Below are 20,490 nucleotides of genomic sequence, written 5' to 3'. Positions count from 1 at the left end.
TTGGGCTGTTGCGATGACAAAATTACAACTTAAGTACCGGGAGTTAAAAATTATCTCGGTAATCGCTGCCAGTGAAAATATCAGCCATGCCGCGACTGTACTTGGATTCGCACAGGCCAACGTCAGCAAATATCTTGCTGATTTTGAATCAAAAGTAGGTTTAAAAGTCTTTGACCGAACCACCCGGCAGTTGATGCTCACACCTTTTGGTACCGCGCTGTTACCGTACATCAACGACATGCTGGACAGAAACGAGCAACTTAATAATTTTATTGCAGATTATAAGCATGAGAAACGTGGTCGGGTCACCATCTACGCCCCAACCGGCATAATTACCTATTTATCCAAACATGTTATCGATAAAATTAAAGATATCGGTGATATCACCTTATCGCTAAAAACCTGCAATCTTGAGCGTAATGCCTTTTATGAAGGTGTCGAATTTCCCGATGATTGTGATGTTTTAATCAGCTATGCTCCACCAAAAGATGAATCGCTGGTTGCCAGTTTTATTACGCAATATGCCGTAACCGCTTATGCCAGTCAGCGCTATCTTGAGAAACATCCCATTAGCCGTCCTGACGAACTCGAACATCACTCCTGTATTTTGATCGACTCGATGATGATCGACGACGCGAATATCTGGCGCTTCAACGTCGCCGGGAGTAAAGAGGTACGGGATTATCGCGTGAAGGGAAATTACGTTTGCGACAACACGCAATCGGCGCTGGAGCTGGCACGAAATCACCTGGGGATTGTGTTTGCGCCAGACAAAAGTGTGCAGAGCGACCTGCAAGACGGCACGCTGGTGCCCTGCTTTCAGCAACCGTATGAATGGTGGCTGGATCTGGTGGCTATCTTCCGTAAACGGGAATACCAGCCCTGGCGGGTCCAGTATGTGCTGGATGAAATGCTGCGTGAAATTCGCCACCAGCTTGCTCAGTCGCAGCAACTGCGGCCTGAACAAGCGGCGGAAAGCGAAGATTAATGATCGAGATAAAGGTAATGCACCCAACTGGTCATGCGTAACAGCACTTTGCGCATCACCGAGACATGGCTGAAATGATCAGAGTAAACCGCCACCTGGGCGTAAATACCGTCTGGTAAAGCGCTCAACTCAGTGTGCTCATCCAGTTCAATGGTCGCGATAACGCCATCTGAACCCGGTGCTGTGTTTAACGTCTGTAAGGTGCCGGTCGACTGATAAGCTCCGCCGGGAACAGCTGGACTAATGGCTGCCAGCTTACCGCTGAATACCTTACCTGGCAGAGCATTAAACACCACTTCCGCATCATCGCCGGGAGCCAGTCGCAGCAAGGAGTTCTGACGGAACTGCGCCACAATTTGTCGTTTCTGATCGGGTATAAACACCATCACAGGACGTAGCGGCAGCGATGCGGCATAGGTACCCGGACGAATCAGCACTTGGGTCACATAACCATCGCTCGGCGCACGCACTATCGTCTGCTCAAGGTTATATTTTGCTTCCGCGAGCTGCGCTTTCAGGCTGGCGATTTGAGAATGTTCACCCAACACCAGGCTATCCAGCTGGCTCTGGATCTGTTTTTGTTCCGCCGCCGATGACTTTACGGAGGCTTCCTGCGCCAGATAATTTTGCCGCGCCACATCAATATCGCGTTCTGAAAACGGGTTTACTTTCGCCTGGCTGCCGCGTGCGTAACGCTGGTACTCTTTAGCGAATTTATCCCGCGTGGCCTTTGCCTGCTGAGTATTCGCCGCCATCTCATCTAACTCTGCGCCCAACGCCCGCTGTTTATGTTCTGCGGTAACGATATCCGCCATCAGCCGATCCACCCGCGCCTGATAACGCGTCGGGTCCAGTCGAAATAGCACCTCACCTTTTTTAATCAGCGTATTTTTCTTGTCCGTCACTTCGATCACCACGCCTGTCACCTGCGGGACAACAGGAATAGAAATAACCGCTTTTTGCGCTTTAAAGGTATACGGATGGTTATAGTTCATTAACAGAATTAGACCGCTGACAATAAATATGCCACCCAGGGCCGCGGTGGGAATGGTCCATTTATTTACAGGAATTTTGAAGATCTTAAACATTGCCCATGCGAAAGCCACATAGGTCAAAATAATCAGTAAATCCATAAGTATTACTCGGCAGAAGAGGATTTGATGTCGGCGAGCTGTTTCTCCAGCCCGGCAATACGCTGTTGTAGTTGCACAACGGAGGAGTCATGGTTTTGCATTCCCCATCCCCGCTCCGGGCGGTAAAGCGTGGCCCAAATCCACAAAAATGGCCAGATAACATGCAGCGTAAAAAGACTCACCCAACCAGCAACATGAATGGCGTCGGCATGAGGATGATTACGTTTTTTAGCAATCAGGTAGGGAATATCATGTAAAATAATAATCCCATAGAATATCACCAGAAATACAAAAATAAGCACTCCCAGTGCAAAATAGTCCAGGAACATATTTCCCTCAGAGAATATAAAAAAGAACAATTAACGCATATTATGAAATGCCATGATGCAGTGCAATTTCCTTATTTATATAACGACATATTGTTTTTTATATACTTTCTGAAGTGTGCTACCTGGCTTTTCAACAGGTCGAGGTTTATCATATTGAAATAATGGAACTATTGACCAAACTAATGAATAACCCCAGTAAAACATCCACAGTACAGATAAAGCGTATTAAACCTTCAATTATCTACCGTTTATTGCTGATTGGCCTCGGAACACCAATGGTGATTTACGGTCTGGTTTGCGGCGTTTTAGGCATGTTTGGCTACGATCAGGTGAGATGGAACGACACCGTGATCCACGGCCTGCTGGCCCTGCCTGCGGGATTGCTTGCAGGCCTGTCAGTCAGTGTGTTCCTCACCGTGGTGATTGGCACCATCGCTTGTTTTGGTCTGTGGCTGTACAGCCTGGTCCGCCCGCTCACCATCGAAACGCGAGATTAAACGCCCGGCAATACACGCCGGGCAGCTTCCGCCAGAAACGCACTTCTGTTGGCGTAGTCTGGGTTATTGCGCACGTAGGTATCAATCTTGTTCAGTAATCTTTTCGGCATCGTAATATTGATACGTTCAGCCCGACCTTCGAACTGATTCATATTGATATCCACCAGCAACCATTGCCCGCCAATAAAGTCCTGCGCACGCTGGACCAGATGTGTTTCCACAGAGCCTGGAAGCGGCAACTCTTCATTCATCTCGCATAAGGTTTCGAAGTGCGCGACCAGTGCACTTCGCGCATCCTGGAAAGCGTTGTCCAGCGTATCACCAGCAAAATAACAGCCTGGAACATCAGGGAAAAAACCGCTGGCGCTGCCGTCAGGATCACTGTGGATATAGGCGGGATAAAACATATTGCCTCCTGAAATTTTAAAATGTTAAACCAGCCTGACGCCCAATTTGCGCCAGCGTACCGGGCTTAATATCTTTTTTAGGGTGCGGAACCGTCACCAGACCCGGATGAACAGGGTGGCGGAACTGATGATGACTACCACGGGTTCGAATATGTTCCCAGCCATGCTGCTTCAGGATGGCGATCACGTCTGCACTTTTCACATCCCTGCCCTTCCATGATTATACACACGATACACACACATTTAGCAATAACAATCACGATAGCGCGATTTATATGGGCCGTCAGGGGGATAAAGTTGACTCAGGAATGCCGTTCGGAAGAAGAATAACGGTGTGCAGTAACTTGTTGAAAAGATGTGAGGAGACTCGTAATTAAGTTCAATCAATATTCAGTCATTCAAGACGTAGACATTTGAATTGGTAAAACGCGCAAACGTCGCATCAGGCAATGAATACCCGATGCGACCAGCTTCTTACATCAGAACAGCCCCAACGGTTTATCCGAGTAGCTCACCAGCAGGCACTTGGTTTGCTGGTAATGCTCAAGCATCATTTTGTGGGTTTCGCGGCCAATGCCTGATTGTTTGTAGCCACCAAACGCCGCATGTGCCGGGTAAGCGTGATAACAGTTGGTCCACACGCGCCCGGCCTGAATGCCGCGCCCCATCTTATAGGCCAGATTACCGTTGCGGCTCCAGACACCCGCGCCCAGGCCATATTGCGTGTCGTTCGCCAGCTCCAGCGCTTCTTCCATCGTTTTGAAGGTGGTTACCGCCAGCACCGGGCCAAAAATCTCCTCCTGGAACACGCGCATATTGTTCTGACCAAACAGAATCGTCGGTTCGAGGTAGTAACCGTCTTTCAGTTCGCCTTCCAGCAGCTTGCGCCGCCCGCCGGTGAGCACGTCTGCGCCCTCTTTTTTACCAATATCAATGTAGTTGAGGATGGTTTCCAATTGCCCGTGAGAAACCTGCGCCCCCATTTGCGTCACGCTGTCGAGTGGGTTACCGCTGCGAATGCTTTCGACACGGCGGATGGCGCGTTCCATAAAGCGTTCGTAGATTGACTCCTGCACTAAGGCACGACTCGGACAGGTGCAAACTTCGCCCTGGTTAAAGGCAAACAGTGCAAAGCCTTCCAGCGCTTTATCAAAAAAGGCATCTTCTTCATCCATCACGTCAGCAAAGAAGATATTTGGCGATTTGCCGCCCAGCTCCAGCGTCACCGGAATAATGTTTTGCGTGGCGTATTGCATAATTTGTTGACCCACTTCCGTTGAGCCGGTAAACGCCACTTTGGCGATGCGTTTCGAGGTCGCCAGATATTCGCCAATTTCCCCACCTGCGCCGTTGACCACGTTTACCACCCCCGGCGGCAGTAAATTACCGACGATTTCCATTAGCAGCAGTACAGAAAGCGGGGTAAGACGTGCGGGTTTCAGCACCACACAGTTGCCCGCCGCCAGCGCGGGAGCCATTTTCCAGCTCGCCATCAGCAGCGGGAAGTTCCACGGGATAATCTGCCCCACCACGCCTAACGGTTCATGGAAATGATAGGCCACGGTTTCGCTATCAACTTCACTGATCCCACCTTCCTGCGCCCGAATACACGAGGCGAAATAGCGGAAATGGTCAATCGCCAGCGGTACATCAGCAGCACTGGTTTCGCGAATGGGTTTGCCGTTATCCCAGGTTTCAGCCGTCGCTAACAGTTCAAGGTTTTGTTCCATTCGATCGGCAATCTTAAACAGAATCGCCGCGCGATCCTGCACCGAAGTATGCGCCCATTTATCTTTCACTTTATGCGCAGCATCCAGCGCCAGATCGATATCTCGTTTACACGAAGACGCCACTTCGCACAGTAGCTGCCCGGTCACCGGCGTCAGGTTCTGGTAATACTCGCCGTCGGCGGGTGCGACCCATTCGCCGCCAATAAAGTTGTCATAGCGGGCTTTTAACTTGAGGGGGAAGCCATACTCGCCGGGCTTAATCTGTGCTGAAGGGGGATTGTTGGTCATGATCGTCTCCTTGCGGTGTGAGGTATAACAAGGGTAGACGTGACTGGCGAAATCTTCGCCAGCTGGTGATAGCTTTACGACGGCTATCACGAATTTACGGGCAAGGATTACAGAGATAACTAAAACTCTCTCAAAAATCGCAAATTTTGAGAGAGTTGAAAAAGCGGCTGACAACTCGCCAGCCGTTGTGGGAATGATGATTACATTGCGGCGCGATAAATCGCCACAATTTCTTCGTGAGTTGCCTGAATCGGGTTAGTAAAGCCGCAGGCATCTTTCAGGGCATTGGTCGCCAGTACCGCGAAATCTTCTTCTTTCACGTTCAGGTCACGCAAGCCTGCCGGGATATTCACTTTCTTCGCCAGTTCACGGATGGCATTGATGCAGGCTTCTGCACCTTCCGCGTCGTTTTTACCTGTCACGTTAACACCCATCGCAGCAGCGCAGTCACGCAAACGTGCAGCAGCGACTTTGCTGTTGAACACCTGAACGTGTGGCAGCAGAACAGCATTACATACACCGTGTGGCAGGTTGTAGAAACCGCCCAGCTGGTGCGCCATCGCATGAACATAACCCAGAGACGCATTGTTGAACGCCATACCCGCGAGGAACTGAGCGTAAGCCATTGCTTCGCGCGCTTTCTCATTGCTGCCATCTTCAACGGCTAAGGGCAGGTTTTCAGCAATCATAGTCACCGCTTTCAGTGCGCAAGCGTCGGTGATCGGCGTGGCGGCAATAGACACATACGCTTCAATAGCGTGCGTTAAGGCATCCATACCCGTTGCAGCGGTCAGTGACTTCGGCATACCGATCATCAGCGAGGAGTCATTGACAGAAAGCAGCGGAGTGACGTGCTTATCCACAATCGCCATTTTGATGTGACGTGCTTCATCGGTGATGATGCAAAAACGGGTCATTTCTGATGCCGTACCCGCCGTGGTGTTGATGGCGATCATCGGCAACTGCGGTTTTGCAGAGCGGTCAACGCCTTCATAATCGCGGATGTCACCGCCGTTGGCTGCAACCAGCGCAATACCTTTTGCGCAGTCGTGTGGAGAACCACCGCCTAAGGAAATCACGCTATCGCAATTATTTTCTTTAAGTAATTTCAAACCTGCAGCGACGTTTTCCGTGGTGGGGTTAGGTTGGGTGCCATCATAAATAACGCTAAAAATATTGCGTTCTTCCAGTGCTTTTTGCACATCACCCGCCATACCCAATTTCGTTAACATATTGTCGGTGACAATTAAGGTACGGGTAAATCCATAATCTGCCATCATATTCATTGCATCATTCAATGAATCAGCACCAATAACATTCACGGAAGGAATAAAAAAGGTTGAAGCTGCCATAACACACTCCTGAAAGTGTAAAAAAGGGCGGGCAGCTTACTGAGGATTTTCATTTGAAAATATGATCAACATTACCGTTTATTAAAATATTTTTAATAAAAAGCACGTTACATTCATCAAATAACGTGCTTCCTTAACATTAATAAGAACTTTGTATTAATTCATATTTATTATGAATTAATCATTCCCTTATTTTTCGGGAAATAATAATGCGTCGCGCAATAAATGATCATTTCCACGACGCCGCGTAAAACCAATGCGGTCAAAATATTCCAGGATTTGAATTGCCAGCTTTCGGCCTACACCTAAGCGATCGCGGAAATCCGCCGCGCAGGTTGAACCACATTCCTGATCGAGATCGCGGATCATATTGGCAAATTCGACAATCCGATCGTTACGGTAATAACGATCTTTGACGATCGCAGTGATTATCCCCTGTTGGGCCGCCTGGCGTAGCGTCAAACGCATTGCCTGCTCGTCGGTTCCCGTCTCTTTTGCCAGGTCACGCACCCACCACGGCTCGTCACCAAACAGCGGCTCTGCTTTTTGCCAGATGGCCTGCTGCTCTTCGCTGAATCCCGCTTTATGATCCGGCAGATGCAGCCAACCGTGATGACTGAGGATGTCGCCGCTTTCGCGCATCTTTTCAATCAGCAACAGCACCAGCGCTTCATCTTCCATTGGCAACGCCATGCGCCGCAGACGCTCGCGCCCAGGACCTGGTTCATCGCGATGCTGCTCATGATAAGTCGCCAGGGTATCGAGAATTTTACGCTGCCAACGAGCGGCAACCGGTGCATTCAGCAAGCTGTAACCGGCCTGAATATAGCCCGGTTGCTGCAGCAGTTCACGCATCCCTTCGCCGTTGAGCTGGCGCGCCCAGGCGAAATCAGCAAGGTTAACCGCTCCGCGTTCCAGATGAATAGCTAACGCATCGGCATCGCTCTGCGCCTGTGCAAGAGACGCCAGCCATTGCAGATATTCCGGCTTACGTTTACCGCGACGCGGCGGGTTAAGCATCACCACGCGCGCCCCCGCCAGCGTGTTGCGGGCCGAGATATCGCGTAGCACTAAGCGATCGTTATCTGCCAGCCACAGCGGCGCGTCGAACACCAACTCGGCAAGGTTATCTTCCAGCAGCGAAACGCGTCCCGTAACGTGGCTGGCGGCGTGGTGAATATGCAGCGGCTGCCACTGGGTCAACGGTGTATGAGTTTGAAGCTCGACTATCACCCGCGTAAACGGCTCCGGCGGCGCATCGGCAAGCAACCAGTCCCCACGGTTAATCTGTTCTTTTTCCGCATCACCCGCGATGTTAAGCGCAATACGCTGCCCGGCATGAGCTGCATTTGTTGGCTGATTTTGCGCATGCAGCGCACGCACGCGCATCGGTTTATTTACACCAGTCAGCCAGAGTGAATCGCCTACCTTCACTTCCCCACTTAACGCCGTACCGGTGACGACCAGCCCGGCACCTTTTACGGTAAAAGCACGGTCGATAGCGAGGCGGAAGCTATGTTGGCTGGCGTGTTCGCGTTCCGGCAACTGAAGCAGATGTTCGCGCAGAGCATCAATTCCCCGACCTTCGGTTGCTGCGGTGATAAACAGTTTTGCCTCAGCAAAACCGTATTCCCGCAGTACCTCCTTTACCTGGCGTTCAACCTCATCAACACGCGCTTCGTCCACGCGATCGGCTTTGGTCAGCGCCACTGTCAGCATCGGGTTACCGGTCAGCTGCAAAATCGCCAGATGCTCACGAGTCTGTGCCATCACGCCGTCATCGCACGCCACCACCAACAGCGCGTGATCGATACCCCCGACGCCCGCCAGCATGTTGGAAAGAAACTTTTCATGACCGGGAACGTCGATAAAACCCGGAACACGACCATCCGGCTGCGGCCAGTAGGCATAGCCGAGATCGATGGTCATGCCGCGCTTTTTTTCTTCCGGCAGACGGTCGGCATTTACGCCAGTAATCGCCTGCAATAAGGTTGTTTTGCCGTGGTCAACGTGTCCGGCAGTCGCAATAATCATTTCAACAACATCTCCAAAAACCGTTGCTCATCTTCAAGGCAGCGTAAATCCAGCCACAATCGTCCGTCATAAATACGACCAATCACCGGCACTGGCAATTCACGCCAGCGGGCGGCTAATGACTCAAGGTGGCTACCGCGTCCATCATGGGGTGTAAACGTTAATGCCGCGCTCGGCAGGCGATCAACCGGCAGCGAACCACTGCCAATCTGCGAAAGACATGGCATAACCTGTACCGCAAACTCCGCGCCGTAATGTGCGGCAAGGGGGGCCTGTAAACGTTGTGCCTGGATTTGAATGACCTCTGCGCTGCGGGTAAGCAGACGCAGGGTCGGTAATTTTTCACTCAGCGCCTCAGGGTGTAAATAAAGACGCAACGTGGCTTCCAGCGCCGCGAGGGTCATTTTATCCGCGCGTAATGCACGCTTCAGCGGATGGCTTTGCAGGCGGGCAATCATCTCTTTTTTACCGACGATAATCCCTGCCTGCGGTCCGCCTAACAGCTTGTCGCCGGAGAAGCTCACCAGACTGACGCCCGCCGCAATCAACTCCTGCGGCATTGGCTCTTTCGGCAAACCGTACTGGCTAAGATCGACCAGCGAGCCGCTGCCTAAGTCAGTCACTACGGGAACATCCAGCTCTTTGCCGAGCGCCACCAGTTCAGCTTCATCTATCGCTTTGGTGAACCCCTGAATGCTGTAGTTACTGGTATGTACCTTCATCAACAGCGCGGTATTTTCATTCACCGCCTGGCGATAATCATTAGCGTGCGTGCGATTGGTGGTCCCCACTTCGTGTAGGGTGCAGCCTGCCTGACGCATAACATCGGGAATACGAAACGCGCCGCCAATCTCCACCAGTTCGCCGCGAGATACCACCACCTCTTTCCCACTGGCAGTGGCCGCCAACATCAACAAGACCGCCGCCGCATTGTTATTAACGATACAGGCATCTTCCGCCCCCGTAATACGGCACAGCAGCTGCGCCAGCGCCCGATCGCGATGTCCGCGTCCGGCGTCATCCAGATCGTATTCGAGGGTTACTGGCGAACGCATAGCCTGCGCAACAGCCTCCACCGCGGCTTCCGCCTGTAAAGCTCGCCCAAGGTTGGTATGCAGCACGGTTCCCGTCAGGTTGATCACCGGACGCAGCGCGCTTTGCGCCTCTTTCGTCAACCGGGCATCAACTTCTTGCGCCCAGTTTTCACACCACGCGGGTAGCGTCTGGCTGTCACGAATCACTTCTCGCGCTTCGTCAAGCATCTGACGCAGCAACTCCACCACGCGGGTGTGACCATAGGTATCACGCAAAGAAAGGAAAGAGCTATCGCGCAATAAGCGATCAATAGCCGGAAGTTGACTATAGAGGGAACGCGTTTCGGTTGTCATAGGAAACCTGGTTGATCAAGGCCCTCTCACACGGAGAAGGGCGTTTAACATAACCACGGATTGTAACGTGAGATGGGTCAGGAGGACATATCGCGCATCAAGCCTTTGGCGGTTCGGTGCGAGCAAAGCTTTCGCGGCTAAACAGGTTTTCGACCAGTTTGACTAAGTGTGGGCGGTCGACACACCAGCCTGGCGCAACGCGGCGGAAATTGAGATATCCAACGGCGCAGGCAATGGCGATAGTCGCCAGGTTGACCATATCGGTTTTGAGCGTGCCATCGACCAGATATCCTTCCAGCACATCCAGGCTGCGGTTGATTTTCTCCCGCTGGCGTAACAATTCATCTTCAGACTGCTGCGCCGCCGGACGAGCCTGTTCACGCACCGATACCAGCCCGGCATCCATAATGCCATCCGCCAGCGCCTCAATTTTGCGCACCCGCAACGACTCCAGCGGATCGCGCGGCAACATCGCCGGAGCGACATTCATTAATTCAATATATTCAGCGATGATCGGCGAATCAAACCAACATTCGCCCTCTTCAGTCACCAGCACCGGCACTTTCCCTAACGGGTTAAATTGCGCCACGCCGTTGTCCGCGTTATAGGGCAGTTCATTAATAAATTCGAAAGTTATGCCCTTTTCTAACAACAGAATAGAAAGTTTGCGTACAAACGGGCTGGTGTAGCTACCGACGAGTTTCATGCCGAGTCCTTTGTGCGAGGAAAAATATCAGTATGGCTCAGGCTCACGCAAAACACAGGTGATATAAGTCTCAATGATCCAAATAAAGATAATGCATCCAACTGGTCATTCTTAGCAGTACCTTCCGCATCACCGAAACATGGCTGAAATGGTCAGAGTAAACCGCCACTTGGGCGTAGATACCGTCAGGTAAGGCATCAATATCAGCGTTAGGGTCCAGTTCGATGGTTCCCAGCACACCGTCCGTGCCGGGTACAACGGTTAATGATTGCAGTACCCCCTGCGCCTGATACGAACCACCAGGCACCACCGGCAAGATGCTGGTCAGTTTGCCGTGGAATACCTGCCCAGGTAGCGCGTTAAACACCACTTCCGCATCATCGCCGGGTTTCAGACGTAACAGCGAGTTTTGCCGAAATTGGGCGACAATTTGCCGTTTTTGCTCGGGGATGAAAACCATCACCGGACGCAACGGCAAGGCAGCTGCGTATGTGCCTGGGCGGATCAGTACCTGAGTAACGTAGCCATTGCTTGGTGCGCGAATGACAGTCTGCTCAAGGTTATATTTTGCTTCAGTAAGTTGCGCTCTTAAGCTCACAATCTGCGATTGCTCACCGTTAACCATACTGTCGAGCTGGCTCTGGATTTGCGCCTGTTCCGCCACCGAACCTTTCACCAGCGCATCCTGCGCGAGAAAATTCTGCCGCGCATCGTCGATATCACGTTCTGAGAACGGATTCACTGCCGCCTGGCTGCCTTTCAGGTAACGTTGATAATTTTTAAACAGACGGTCGCGCTCCGCTGAAACCTGGGTGGTGTTGGCCTGCGCTTCAGTGAGCTGCGCGCGCAGCGTCTTTATATTATGCGTCGCCGTCATCAGGTCAGCCTGAAGCCTGTCGACTCGCGCCTGATAACGTACCGGGTCGAGCTTAAAAAGCACCTCGCCCTTCTGAATAAGCTGATTATTCTTGTCAGTGACTTCAGTCACGATCCCCGTCACCTGTGGCGTGATGGGAATAGCAATCACCGCTTTCTGTGCGGTAAAAGTGTAAGGGTGGTTGTAGTTCATCAACAAAATCAAACCACTCACCAGAAACACGCCTCCCAGCGCCGCCGTCGCCAGCGTCCACTGATTTACCGGAATGCGGAAGATTTTAAAGACCGCCCACGCCAGCGCCACGTAAGTTAAAACAATCAACAGATCCATAATTAGATCTCCGGGAACGTGGAATAGTCAGTCTTTTTCTCGGCGGCGAGTTGATGCTCCAGCCGGGAAATTCGGTCAGAAAGTGCGGCGATTTCCGGGTCAGTCGCTTTCTCCTGCAACGCAACATGTGACTGCATACCCCAGCCACGCTCCGGTTGATAGAGCGTCGCCCAGATCCACAGGAACGGCCAGATAACATGCAGAGTAAACAGGCTCACCCAGCCCGCCGTATGAATAGCGTCGGCATGGGGGTGATTGCGCTTTTTGGCAATCAGATAAGGGATGTCATGTATCGCGATGATTCCATAAAAAATCACCAGAAAGACGAAGATCAGCACTCCCAACGCGAAATAGTTTAGAAACATATCTGCCTCGGATTCACGTTTATCGGTGTTGTTTTTTGGCTGGCAGCCAGAAGGGAGTCAGGCTGATATTTTGACAATAATTCGGGTTCGCGATTCTCGCCATAACACCAAAGAATAATTTTTAGAGGTGATGAGTTGCTTAGTTACATAACGATTTTATGACGAAGGCATAACATGCTGCAGATCACATCAGGTGAACGCCGTAAGAAAATATCTTGTGATTCAGATCACAAAGATTCAACAAACTAACAAAACAAAAATGTGACATTACTCACATTTAAATGCCATTTTTAGCGAAAATCGCCGTCTTGTTGCTTTTTTACACAAGTATTTTGTGATGCACATCACGTCAATTACCTCTCTACCCCCTATATTTATGTGATTCATATCACACAAAAAGCCGTCGACTGGACAGTTAACCGATTCAGTGCCAGATTTCGCACTATCAACAAGGTCCGGCTACCTCTGCCGCCACATTAACAAAAAACCTCGGGCTTCCAGCCTGCGCGACAGCAAACATAAGAAGGGGTGTTTTTATGTCATCCGATATTAAGATCAAAGTGCAAAGCTTTGGTCGTTTCCTCAGCAACATGGTGATGCCAAATATCGGCGCGTTTATCGCGTGGGGTATCATCACCGCGTTATTTATTCCAACAGGGTGGTTACCGAACGAAACGCTGGCGAAGCTGGTCGGGCCGATGATCACTTATCTCCTGCCACTGCTGATCGGTTATACCGGTGGTAAGCTGGTAGGCGGCGAACGTGGCGGCGTAGTCGGTGCCATCACTACAATGGGCGTTATCGTCGGCGCAGATATGCCGATGTTCCTCGGTTCTATGATTGCAGGTCCGCTGGGCGGCTGGTGCATTAAGCACTTCGACCGCTGGGTAGACGGTAAGATCAAATCCGGTTTTGAGATGCTGGTGAATAACTTCTCCGCAGGCATCATCGGGATGATCCTCGCTATTCTGGCGTTCCTCGGCATTGGCCCGATTGTTGAAGCCCTGTCCAAAATGCTGGCTGCGGGCGTTAACTTCATGGTTGTCCATGACATGCTGCCGCTGGCGTCTATCTTTGTTGAACCGGCGAAAATCCTGTTCCTCAACAACGCCATTAACCACGGTATCTTCTCGCCGCTGGGTATTCAGCAGTCCCATGAACTGGGTAAATCCATCTTCTTCCTGATTGAAGCTAACCCAGGTCCGGGTATGGGCGTGCTGCTGGCGTACATGTTCTTTGGTCGTGGTAGCGCTAAACAGTCTGCGGGCGGTGCGGCAATCATCCACTTCCTGGGCGGTATCCACGAAATCTACTTCCCGTATGTGCTGATGAATCCGCGTCTGATTCTGGCCGTTATCCTCGGCGGTATGACTGGCGTGTTCACGCTGACTATCCTGGGCGGTGGTCTGGTTTCTCCGGCATCTCCGGGTTCTATCCTTGCTGTACTGGCAATGACACCAAAAGGTGCTTACTTCGCTAACATCGCGGGTGTGTGTGCGGCTATGGCAGTCTCCTTCGTTGTCTCTGCCATTCTGCTGAAAACCAGCAAAGTGAAAGAAGAAGATGATATTGAAGCAGCAACTCGTCGTATGCAGGACATGAAAGCTGAGTCTAAAGGTGCGTCTCCGCTGTCTGCGGGCGATGTGACTAACGACCTGAGCCACGTCCGTAAAATCATCGTTGCCTGTGATGCCGGTATGGGTTCCAGTGCGATGGGCGCAGGTGTGCTGCGTAAGAAAATTCAGGATGCAGGTCTGTCGCAGATTTCTGTTACTAACAGCGCGATCAACAACCTGCCGCCAGATGTGGACCTGGTCATCACTCACCGTGACCTGACCGAACGCGCTATGCGCCAGGTTCCGCAGGCACAGCATATTTCGCTGACCAACTTCCTCGACAGCGGCCTGTACACCAGCCTGACCGAACGTCTGGTTGCTGCCCAGCGCCATACTGAAAACGAAGTAAAAGTGAAAGACAGTCTGAAAGACAGCTTTGACGATTCCAGTGCTAACCTGTTCAAGCTAGGCGCGGAGAACATCTTCCTCGGTCGCAAAGCGGCCACCAAAGAAGAAGCGATTCGTTTTGCTGGCGAGCAGCTGGTGAAAGGCGGTTACGTTGAGCCGGAATACGTTCAGGCGATGCTGGATCGTGAAAAACTGACCCCGACTTATCTGGGTGAGTCCATCGCGGTACCGCACGGTACGGTTGAAGCGAAAGATCGCGTACTGAAAACGGGCGTGGTGTTCTGCCAGTACCCGGAAGGCGTGCGCTTCGGTGAAGAAGAAGATGACATTGCCCGTTTGGTGATTGGTATTGCTGCCCGTAACAACGAGCACATTCAGGTTATCACCAGCCTGACCAACGCACTGGATGATGAGTCCGTCATCGAGCGTCTGGCACACACCACCAGCGTGGATGAAGTGCTGGAACTGCTGGCAGGTCGTAAGTAATCCAATCCCACCTCTCCACATGGAGAAGGTGGGGCTTATTGCCTGATGCGCTACGCTTATCAGGCCTACAAAACAAAGCGCAGTTTGTTGAATTTGCACGTTCTTGTAGGCCGGATAAGGCGTTTACGCCGCATCCGGCGCGGCCCCTCTCCACATGGAGAGGGTTTGGGTGAGGGAAATGCCTCACCCCAGCCCTCTCGGGTAAAAACATTGATGAAGGTTAATACTATGAAAGCATTACATTTTGGCGCAGGTAATATCGGTCGTGGTTTTATCGGTAAACTGCTGGCAGACGCGGGTATCCAACTGACGTTTGCCGATGTCAATCAGGTGGTACTTGATGCCCTGAATGCCCGTCATAGCTATCAGGTTCATGTGGTCGGTGAAACCGAGCAGGTAGATACCGTTTCTGGCGTCAATGCTGTCAGCAGCATTGGTGATGATGTCGTTGATCTGATTGCTCAGGTTGATTTAGTCACTACCGCCGTGGGCCCGGTTGTGCTGGAACGTATTGCTCCGGCAATCGCCAAAGGGCTGGTGAAACGTAAAGAACAAGGTAATGAATCCCCACTGAACATTATCGCCTGTGAAAACATGGTACGCGGCACCACGCAACTGAAAGGCCATGTGATGAACGCTCTTCCTGAAGAGGCCAAAGCGTGGGTCGAAGAACATGTTGGCTTTGTGGACTCTGCCGTTGACCGCATCGTACCGCCTTCCGCTTCGGCAACGAACGATCCGCTGGAAGTGACAGTCGAAACCTTCAGCGAATGGATTGTCGATAAAACTCAGTTCAAAGGTGCACTGCCGAACATCCCAGGCATGGAGTTAACCGACAACCTGATGGCATTTGTTGAGCGTAAACTCTTCACCCTGAATACAGGTCATGCTATAACCGCGTACCTCGGAAAACTGGCAGGTCATCAGACCATTCGTGACGCAATTCTCGACGAGAAAATCCGCGCGGTGGTAAAAGGTGCGATGGAAGAAAGCGGCGCTGTACTGATTAAGCGTTACGGTTTTGACGCGGACAAACATGCGGCGTACATCCAGAAAATCCTTGGTCGTTTTGAAAACCCGTATCTGAAAGACGATGTAGAGCGCGTAGGCCGTCAGCCGCTGCGTAAACTGAGTGCTGGCGACCGCCTGATCAAGCCACTGCTCGGAACGCTGGAATATGGTCTGCCACATAAAAACCTGATTGAAGGTATTGCCGCTGCAATGCACTTCCGCAGTGAAGATGATCCGCAGGCTCAGGAACTGGCAGCACTGATTGCCGACAAAGGCCCGCAAGCCGCACTGGCGCAGATTTCTGGCCTTGATGCTAACAGCGAGGTTGTATCCGAGGCGGTAACCGCTTATAAAGCAATGCAATAATGGTGGACCAGGCGCAGGACTCCCTGCGCCCGAATAACAGATTGTCAGATATGCAGGCAACAATGGAACAAACCCAGGCCTTTGAAAACCGTGTGCTTGAGCGTCTGAATGCTGGCAAAACCGTGCGAAGCTTTCTGATTACCGCCGTCGAGCTTTTGACCGAGGCGGTAAATCTTCTGGTGCTTCAGGTATTCCGCAAAGACGATTACGCGGTGAAGTATGCTGTAGAACCGTTACTCGACGGCGATGGCCCGCTGGGCGATCTTTCTGTGCGTTTAAAACTCATTTACGGGTTGGGTGTCATTAACCGCCATGAATATGAAGATGCGGAACTGCTGATGGCATTGCGTGAAGAACTAAATCACGACGGCAATGAGTACGCCTTTACCGACGACGAAATTCTTGGCCCCTTTGGTGAGCTGCACTGTGTGGCGGCGTTACCACCGCCGCCACAGTTTGAGCCCGCAGACTCCAGTTTGTATGCAATGCAAATTCAGCGTTACCAACAGGCTGTGCGATCAACAATGGTCCTTTCACTGACAGAGCTGATTTCCAAAATCAGCTTAAAAAAAGCCTTTCAAAAGTAAGTACTTTCGCTTACTTCTCCTCTACCTGTTTCGGCCGATAAAGCCGACGATAATACTCCAGACGTTGTAGATATAACGGCACGCTTTCATCAGGTATTCCGGACGGAATCGCATTGCGGGGAGGAAGTTTTTTCAGATACTCCCGGAACGCCTGGCTCGATGCCATGAAATCTACAGCTTTATCGATAAGAAGCGGAACGTTTTCACCTAATTTGCCCATGATGATATCTCCGTATTACCCCGCGCCGGGAATGCGCGGCCGCCAATTTTAGTTTAGATCCCGGTATAAATGACATTAAGGAAAACGTGCTCAATCCTCAATAATGATCCTCTTCTGCTGTCTATCTTTTTTCTTTAAATTTCCTAATTAATCAATAGATTGGGTGATTTTCAAACACATTAATGGTTACAATCTGGAACTATTACAATGCCATCTGTTGTGAACAAAGCACCTGGTCGCGCATACTAGAGGCTATAAATTTATCTCTATCAGAAGTCATCACATGAAAGAAGTCGAAAAAAACGAAATCAAACGTCTCAGCGATCGCCTGGACGCTATCCGCCATCAGCAGGCTGACCTGTCACTGGTTGAAGCCGCAGATAAATATGCCGAACTGGAAAAAGAAAAAGCCACGCTGGAAGCCGAAATTGCTCGCCTGCGTGAAGTTCACAGCCAGAAACTCAGTAAAGAAGCGCAAAAACTGATGAAAATGCCCTTCCAGCGCGCGATTACCAAAAAAGAGCAGGCTGATATGGGCAAGCTGAAGAAAAGTGTTCGCGGACTGGTAGTTGTGCATCCGATGACCGCGCTGGGCCGTGAAATGGGCCTGCAAGAGATGACCGGATTCTCTAAGACCGCATTTTAAGCTTCTATCTCGCCCAGCCTCTCACGATTTACTCGCTCCTGTTGGCACATGCAGGAGCCTGATACCAGATATCGGATATCTTTAACATTCTTATCATTATTGATTCCATCTCACCGGCTCTTTGAAGCGCATATTACAGGCTAAATTCTGAAATTATGGTATGGAATAAAAAAGTGATATATAAGCGATAACAATGAATTAATACATATTAATGCCTGTAACAGGCATTAATTATTTATATTAATCGTTCAGCATCACACACTTCCCAAGAAAACATCACCATGCTGAATATTAACATTTCTCCTGGTCGGTGTTTTCATCCGGTGAAACATTTGACATTGATTGACATCGATCATTAAAATCCGCGCGATTAATATTATTGGCTACAATCTGAAATTGTCTGACATTTAATGTCATATTCGCACTACCAATTAATACAACAATTAATAGAAAAAGTCTCTTATAAATTTATATAACGTATATTTTCCACTCGAATCATTCATAAAAAGGATGATTACGCTGTAACAGTTAACGTATCGGGATCATGAAAAGGAATTCACCCTATGAGCATCAAAAAAGCACTATTAAGCATGTTTATAACATTGCCACTCTGGGTATTGACTGGGTGTGACTATATTGAGAAAGCGAATCTGATCGACGATCTCGCCAAACAGCAAGAATTGCAAAAAAGTAAAATAGAGATTCTTGAAAAACAACAAGAACAATATAAAAGAAATATAGAATTTATTGAAAATCAACAAATTAATATTGCAAACACCACTAAAGCGCTGGCAGGGGTAGTAAAGGGAGTCAAAGACAAACAGAACGAATTTGTCTTCACCGAATTTAACCCAGCACAAACAAAATACTTCATTTTAAACAATGGCTCGGTTGGTTTGGCAGGCCGGGTGCTGGCTATTGATTCGGTTGAAAATGGCAGCGTTATTCGTATTTCGCTGGTCAACCTATTAAGCGTTCCCGTATCAAACATTGGCTTTCATGCGACATGGGGCAATGAAAGACCCACCGATGCCAAAGCGCTGGCAAAGTGGCAGCAACTGCTTTTTAACACCACCCTGAACTCCACCCTGCAATTAATGCCTGGTCAATGGCAAGACATTAATCTGACATTAAAAGGCGTTTCGCCTAATAACCTGAAGTATCTAAAGTTGTCCATCAATATGGCCAATCTCCAGTTCGAAACCGTTCAACCTGCTGAAACCCGGCAGCGAAAAAACAAAAAATAAATGCAGCTTCTGCGCTTATATCAAGGAATAGAGAGCATCAATAATGAACAAAATTTTTAAAGTTATCTGGAATCCAGCGACGGGCAGTTACACCGTTGCCAGCGAAACGGCAAAAAGTCGTGGGAAAAAGAGCGGGCGCAGTAAGCTGTTAATTTCTGCGTTAGTTGCCGGTGGGTTACTCTCACCCGTTGGGGCCTATGCTGAGGTTACACTTGACGGTGGTAAAAGCGCAGAAGAAGCTGCAGGCGAAGCTCCACTGGGTGATAACTGGATTGCCATTGGTAAAGGTGCAATCGCAGCATCAAATACAATGAGTCCAGGGGCGCAAACAGGTACAGGAAGTGTTGCGATTGGGGCAAAAGCGAACTCCGGGGTGGGAAGTACTGCACTAGGCTTCTCAAGTAACGCGTCAGGAGAAAGATCGGTCGCCTTAGGGCAAGCAACGGTATCCACGGGTAGCCGCTCAATCGCCATCGGCAGTGCAGCTAAAGCGACCAGCGATTATACCCTTGCACTGGGGAATTCTGCTCAAGCTACAACTGAAGGCGCCATAGCGATGGGCAAGGAAACGGTAGCAAGTGCTATGGATGCACTTGCATTCGGGAGACTGGCAAAGGCGTCAGGAACTAACTCCATTGCCGCAGGTAGAGAGAGTGCTGCTAGTGGTGAAGACAGCCTTGCAGTAGGTAGACTGTCCGTTGCCAGCGCCGCAAACGCGGTTGCAATCGGCGCAGAGACCAAGGCCGCTGAAAATGCAACGGCAGTGGGTACTGATGCGCAAGCTAATGGACTTAATAGTATCGCGTTGGGCTCCGGGAGTATTGCCGATGCCGACAACACGATTGCTCTGGGCAATCAAAGTCAGGCAGTAGCGGCTGGCGCAATTGCCATCGGTCAAGGGAATAAAGCTGACGGCGCAAATGCTATCGCGCTGGGTAATGGTAGTATTACAGGTGGTGTAAATGCTATTGCTCTTGGACAAGGCAGTTATGCCGGTTTAGAAAATGGCACTGCAATTGGTGCTCAAGCCAGTGCTCAGGGGAAAAATTCAGTTGCTCTGGGTGCTGGTTCTGTCGCGACTGAAGCGGATACTGTCTCCGTGGGTAACACAACAGTTCAGCGAAAAATTGTCAATATGGCAAAAGGTGATATCGACACTGACAGTACTGATGCCATCAATGGATCACAGCTTTATGCTATTAGTAAGTCAGTAGCGGATAATCTTGGTGGAGGAGCGACCGTCAATTCACAGGGCGTCGTGACTTCCCCAAATTACAGACTGAAAAATGGTATTTATGGCAATGTTGGCGACGCCTTAGCGGATCTAAACACGAATACGATACAATGGGACTCCCTTAAAAAGGGATATAGTGCGGCACATGGTACAGATGCCACCAGCAAAATCACTAACGTCACCGCTGGCGACCTTTCAGCCACCAGCACCGACGCCGTCAACGGCTCGCAGCTGAAAGCGACCAAGGACGATGTGGCGGCAAACACCACCAACATCACTAACCTGACGAGCGAAGTGGCTGGCAA

General features: G+C 50.4%; 20 protein-coding genes. 8 read left to right on the top strand and 12 right to left on the bottom strand.

Annotation, left to right across the window (positions count from 1 at the left end; all coding sequences use genetic code 11):
- Window positions 1-13: 13 nt before the first annotated feature.
- Complete coding sequence (locus tag FQ015_RS10055; protein WP_000164020.1) at window positions 14-988, top strand: LysR family transcriptional regulator; 975 nt, start codon at window positions 14-16, stop codon at window positions 986-988.
- Here the strand turns inward: FQ015_RS10055 and FQ015_RS10050 are convergent.
- Together FQ015_RS10050 and FQ015_RS10045 are read right to left on the bottom strand one after the other, a co-directional pair.
- Entirely contained in the window at window positions 985-2,121 is a 1,137-nt protein-coding gene (locus FQ015_RS10050) for an HlyD family secretion protein (protein ID WP_000364885.1), read from the bottom strand. The genes FQ015_RS10055 and FQ015_RS10050 overlap by 4 nt on opposite strands.
- Before the next feature lie 5 nt (window positions 2,122-2,126).
- Complete coding sequence (locus FQ015_RS10045) at window positions 2,127-2,450, bottom strand: DUF3302 domain-containing protein (RefSeq protein ID WP_000478193.1); 324 nt, start codon at window positions 2,448-2,450, stop codon at window positions 2,127-2,129.
- 182 nt (window positions 2,451-2,632) lie between these two features.
- Between FQ015_RS10045 and FQ015_RS10040 the strand changes: the two genes are divergently transcribed.
- Entirely contained in the window at window positions 2,633-2,947 is a 315-nt protein-coding gene (locus FQ015_RS10040; protein ID WP_001064341.1) for a hypothetical protein, read from the top strand.
- On the opposite strand, the gene FQ015_RS10035 is transcribed toward FQ015_RS10040, so the two are convergent.
- The 9 genes from FQ015_RS10035 to FQ015_RS09995 all read right to left on the bottom strand — a co-directional run bounded on the left by FQ015_RS10035 (window position 2,944) and on the right by FQ015_RS09995 (window position 12,424).
- Window positions 2,944-3,354: a type II toxin-antitoxin system HicB family antitoxin gene (locus tag FQ015_RS10035; protein WP_000499744.1), complete on the bottom strand. Its 411-nt coding sequence runs from the start codon at window positions 3,352-3,354 to the stop codon at window positions 2,944-2,946. The two genes, FQ015_RS10040 and FQ015_RS10035, sit on opposite strands and share 4 nt — an antisense overlap.
- A 16-nt stretch (window positions 3,355-3,370) precedes the next feature.
- A complete protein-coding gene (locus FQ015_RS10030) occupies window positions 3,371-3,556 on the bottom strand; it encodes a type II toxin-antitoxin system HicA family toxin (RefSeq protein ID WP_000833473.1) in 186 nt (61 codons plus the stop codon).
- A gap of 277 nt (window positions 3,557-3,833) precedes the next feature.
- Window positions 3,834-5,372, bottom strand: coding sequence for an aldehyde dehydrogenase AldB (gene aldB, locus FQ015_RS10025; RefSeq protein WP_039020886.1), 1,539 nt, complete (start codon window positions 5,370-5,372; stop codon window positions 3,834-3,836).
- Window positions 5,373-5,572: 200 nt separating this feature from the next.
- Window positions 5,573-6,724 (bottom strand): L-threonine dehydrogenase, encoded by a 1,152-nt coding sequence (gene yiaY, locus FQ015_RS10020; RefSeq protein ID WP_000741504.1) that lies wholly within the window; start codon window positions 6,722-6,724, stop codon window positions 5,573-5,575.
- A gap of 189 nt (window positions 6,725-6,913) precedes the next feature.
- Window positions 6,914-8,758, bottom strand: a complete 1,845-nt coding sequence (gene selB / locus FQ015_RS10015; protein WP_160524005.1) for a selenocysteine-specific translation elongation factor — start codon at window positions 8,756-8,758, stop codon at window positions 6,914-6,916.
- Window positions 8,755-10,146: an L-seryl-tRNA(Sec) selenium transferase gene (selA, locus tag FQ015_RS10010; RefSeq protein WP_000206247.1), complete on the bottom strand. Its 1,392-nt coding sequence runs from the start codon at window positions 10,144-10,146 to the stop codon at window positions 8,755-8,757. Before selA ends, selB begins: the two co-directional genes overlap by 4 nt.
- A gap of 97 nt (window positions 10,147-10,243) precedes the next feature.
- A complete protein-coding gene (locus tag FQ015_RS10005) occupies window positions 10,244-10,852 on the bottom strand; it encodes a glutathione S-transferase (RefSeq protein ID WP_000779790.1) in 609 nt (202 codons plus the stop codon).
- A gap of 70 nt (window positions 10,853-10,922) precedes the next feature.
- On the bottom strand, window positions 10,923-12,059 hold the full coding sequence (locus FQ015_RS10000; RefSeq protein WP_000364934.1) for an HlyD family secretion protein: 1,137 nt from the start codon (window positions 12,057-12,059) through the stop codon (window positions 10,923-10,925).
- Window positions 12,060-12,061: 2 nt separating this feature from the next.
- Window positions 12,062-12,424: a DUF3302 domain-containing protein gene (locus tag FQ015_RS09995; protein WP_152922587.1), complete on the bottom strand. Its 363-nt coding sequence runs from the start codon at window positions 12,422-12,424 to the stop codon at window positions 12,062-12,064.
- A 536-nt stretch (window positions 12,425-12,960) separates the two neighbouring features.
- On the opposite strand from FQ015_RS09995, the gene mtlA reads away from it, so the two are divergent.
- The 3 genes from mtlA (at window position 12,961) to mtlR (ending at window position 16,838) form a co-directional block, all read left to right on the top strand.
- Complete coding sequence (gene mtlA, locus FQ015_RS09990) at window positions 12,961-14,874, top strand: PTS mannitol transporter subunit IICBA (protein ID WP_000093252.1); 1,914 nt, start codon at window positions 12,961-12,963, stop codon at window positions 14,872-14,874.
- A gap of 228 nt (window positions 14,875-15,102) precedes the next feature.
- Complete coding sequence (gene mtlD / locus FQ015_RS09985) at window positions 15,103-16,251, top strand: mannitol-1-phosphate 5-dehydrogenase (protein WP_039020883.1); 1,149 nt, start codon at window positions 15,103-15,105, stop codon at window positions 16,249-16,251.
- Window positions 16,251-16,838, top strand: coding sequence for a mannitol operon repressor MtlR (gene mtlR, locus FQ015_RS09980; protein WP_000228261.1), 588 nt, complete (start codon window positions 16,251-16,253; stop codon window positions 16,836-16,838). Before mtlD ends, mtlR begins: the two co-directional genes overlap by 1 nt.
- A 10-nt stretch (window positions 16,839-16,848) precedes the next feature.
- On the opposite strand, the gene yibT is transcribed toward mtlR, so the two are convergent.
- Window positions 16,849-17,058, bottom strand: coding sequence for a protein YibT (yibT, locus tag FQ015_RS09975; protein ID WP_000517099.1), 210 nt, complete (start codon window positions 17,056-17,058; stop codon window positions 16,849-16,851).
- 283 nt (window positions 17,059-17,341) lie between these two features.
- On the opposite strand from yibT, the gene FQ015_RS09970 reads away from it, so the two are divergent.
- The 3 genes from FQ015_RS09970 to FQ015_RS09960 form a co-directional block, all read left to right on the top strand.
- Window positions 17,342-17,704 (top strand): YibL family ribosome-associated protein, encoded by a 363-nt coding sequence (locus tag FQ015_RS09970; RefSeq protein ID WP_000665680.1) that lies wholly within the window; start codon window positions 17,342-17,344, stop codon window positions 17,702-17,704.
- A 563-nt stretch (window positions 17,705-18,267) separates the two neighbouring features.
- Window positions 18,268-18,951, top strand: a complete 684-nt coding sequence (locus tag FQ015_RS09965; protein WP_160524004.1) for a DUF3251 domain-containing protein — start codon at window positions 18,268-18,270, stop codon at window positions 18,949-18,951.
- 43 nt (window positions 18,952-18,994) lie between these two features.
- Window positions 18,995-20,490, top strand: a 1,496-nt coding sequence (locus tag FQ015_RS09960) for an ESPR-type extended signal peptide-containing protein (protein ID WP_272916487.1), incomplete at its 3' end; no start/stop codon positions are given.

The sequence above is a fragment of the Escherichia sp. HH26CH genome, from assembly GCF_009820205.1.
Classification (GTDB): Bacteria; Pseudomonadota; Gammaproteobacteria; order Enterobacterales; family Enterobacteriaceae; genus Escherichia; species Escherichia coli_F.
The sequence above is the reverse complement of the archived record's forward strand: the minus strand, read 5'-3'. Positions and strand labels throughout refer to the sequence as shown.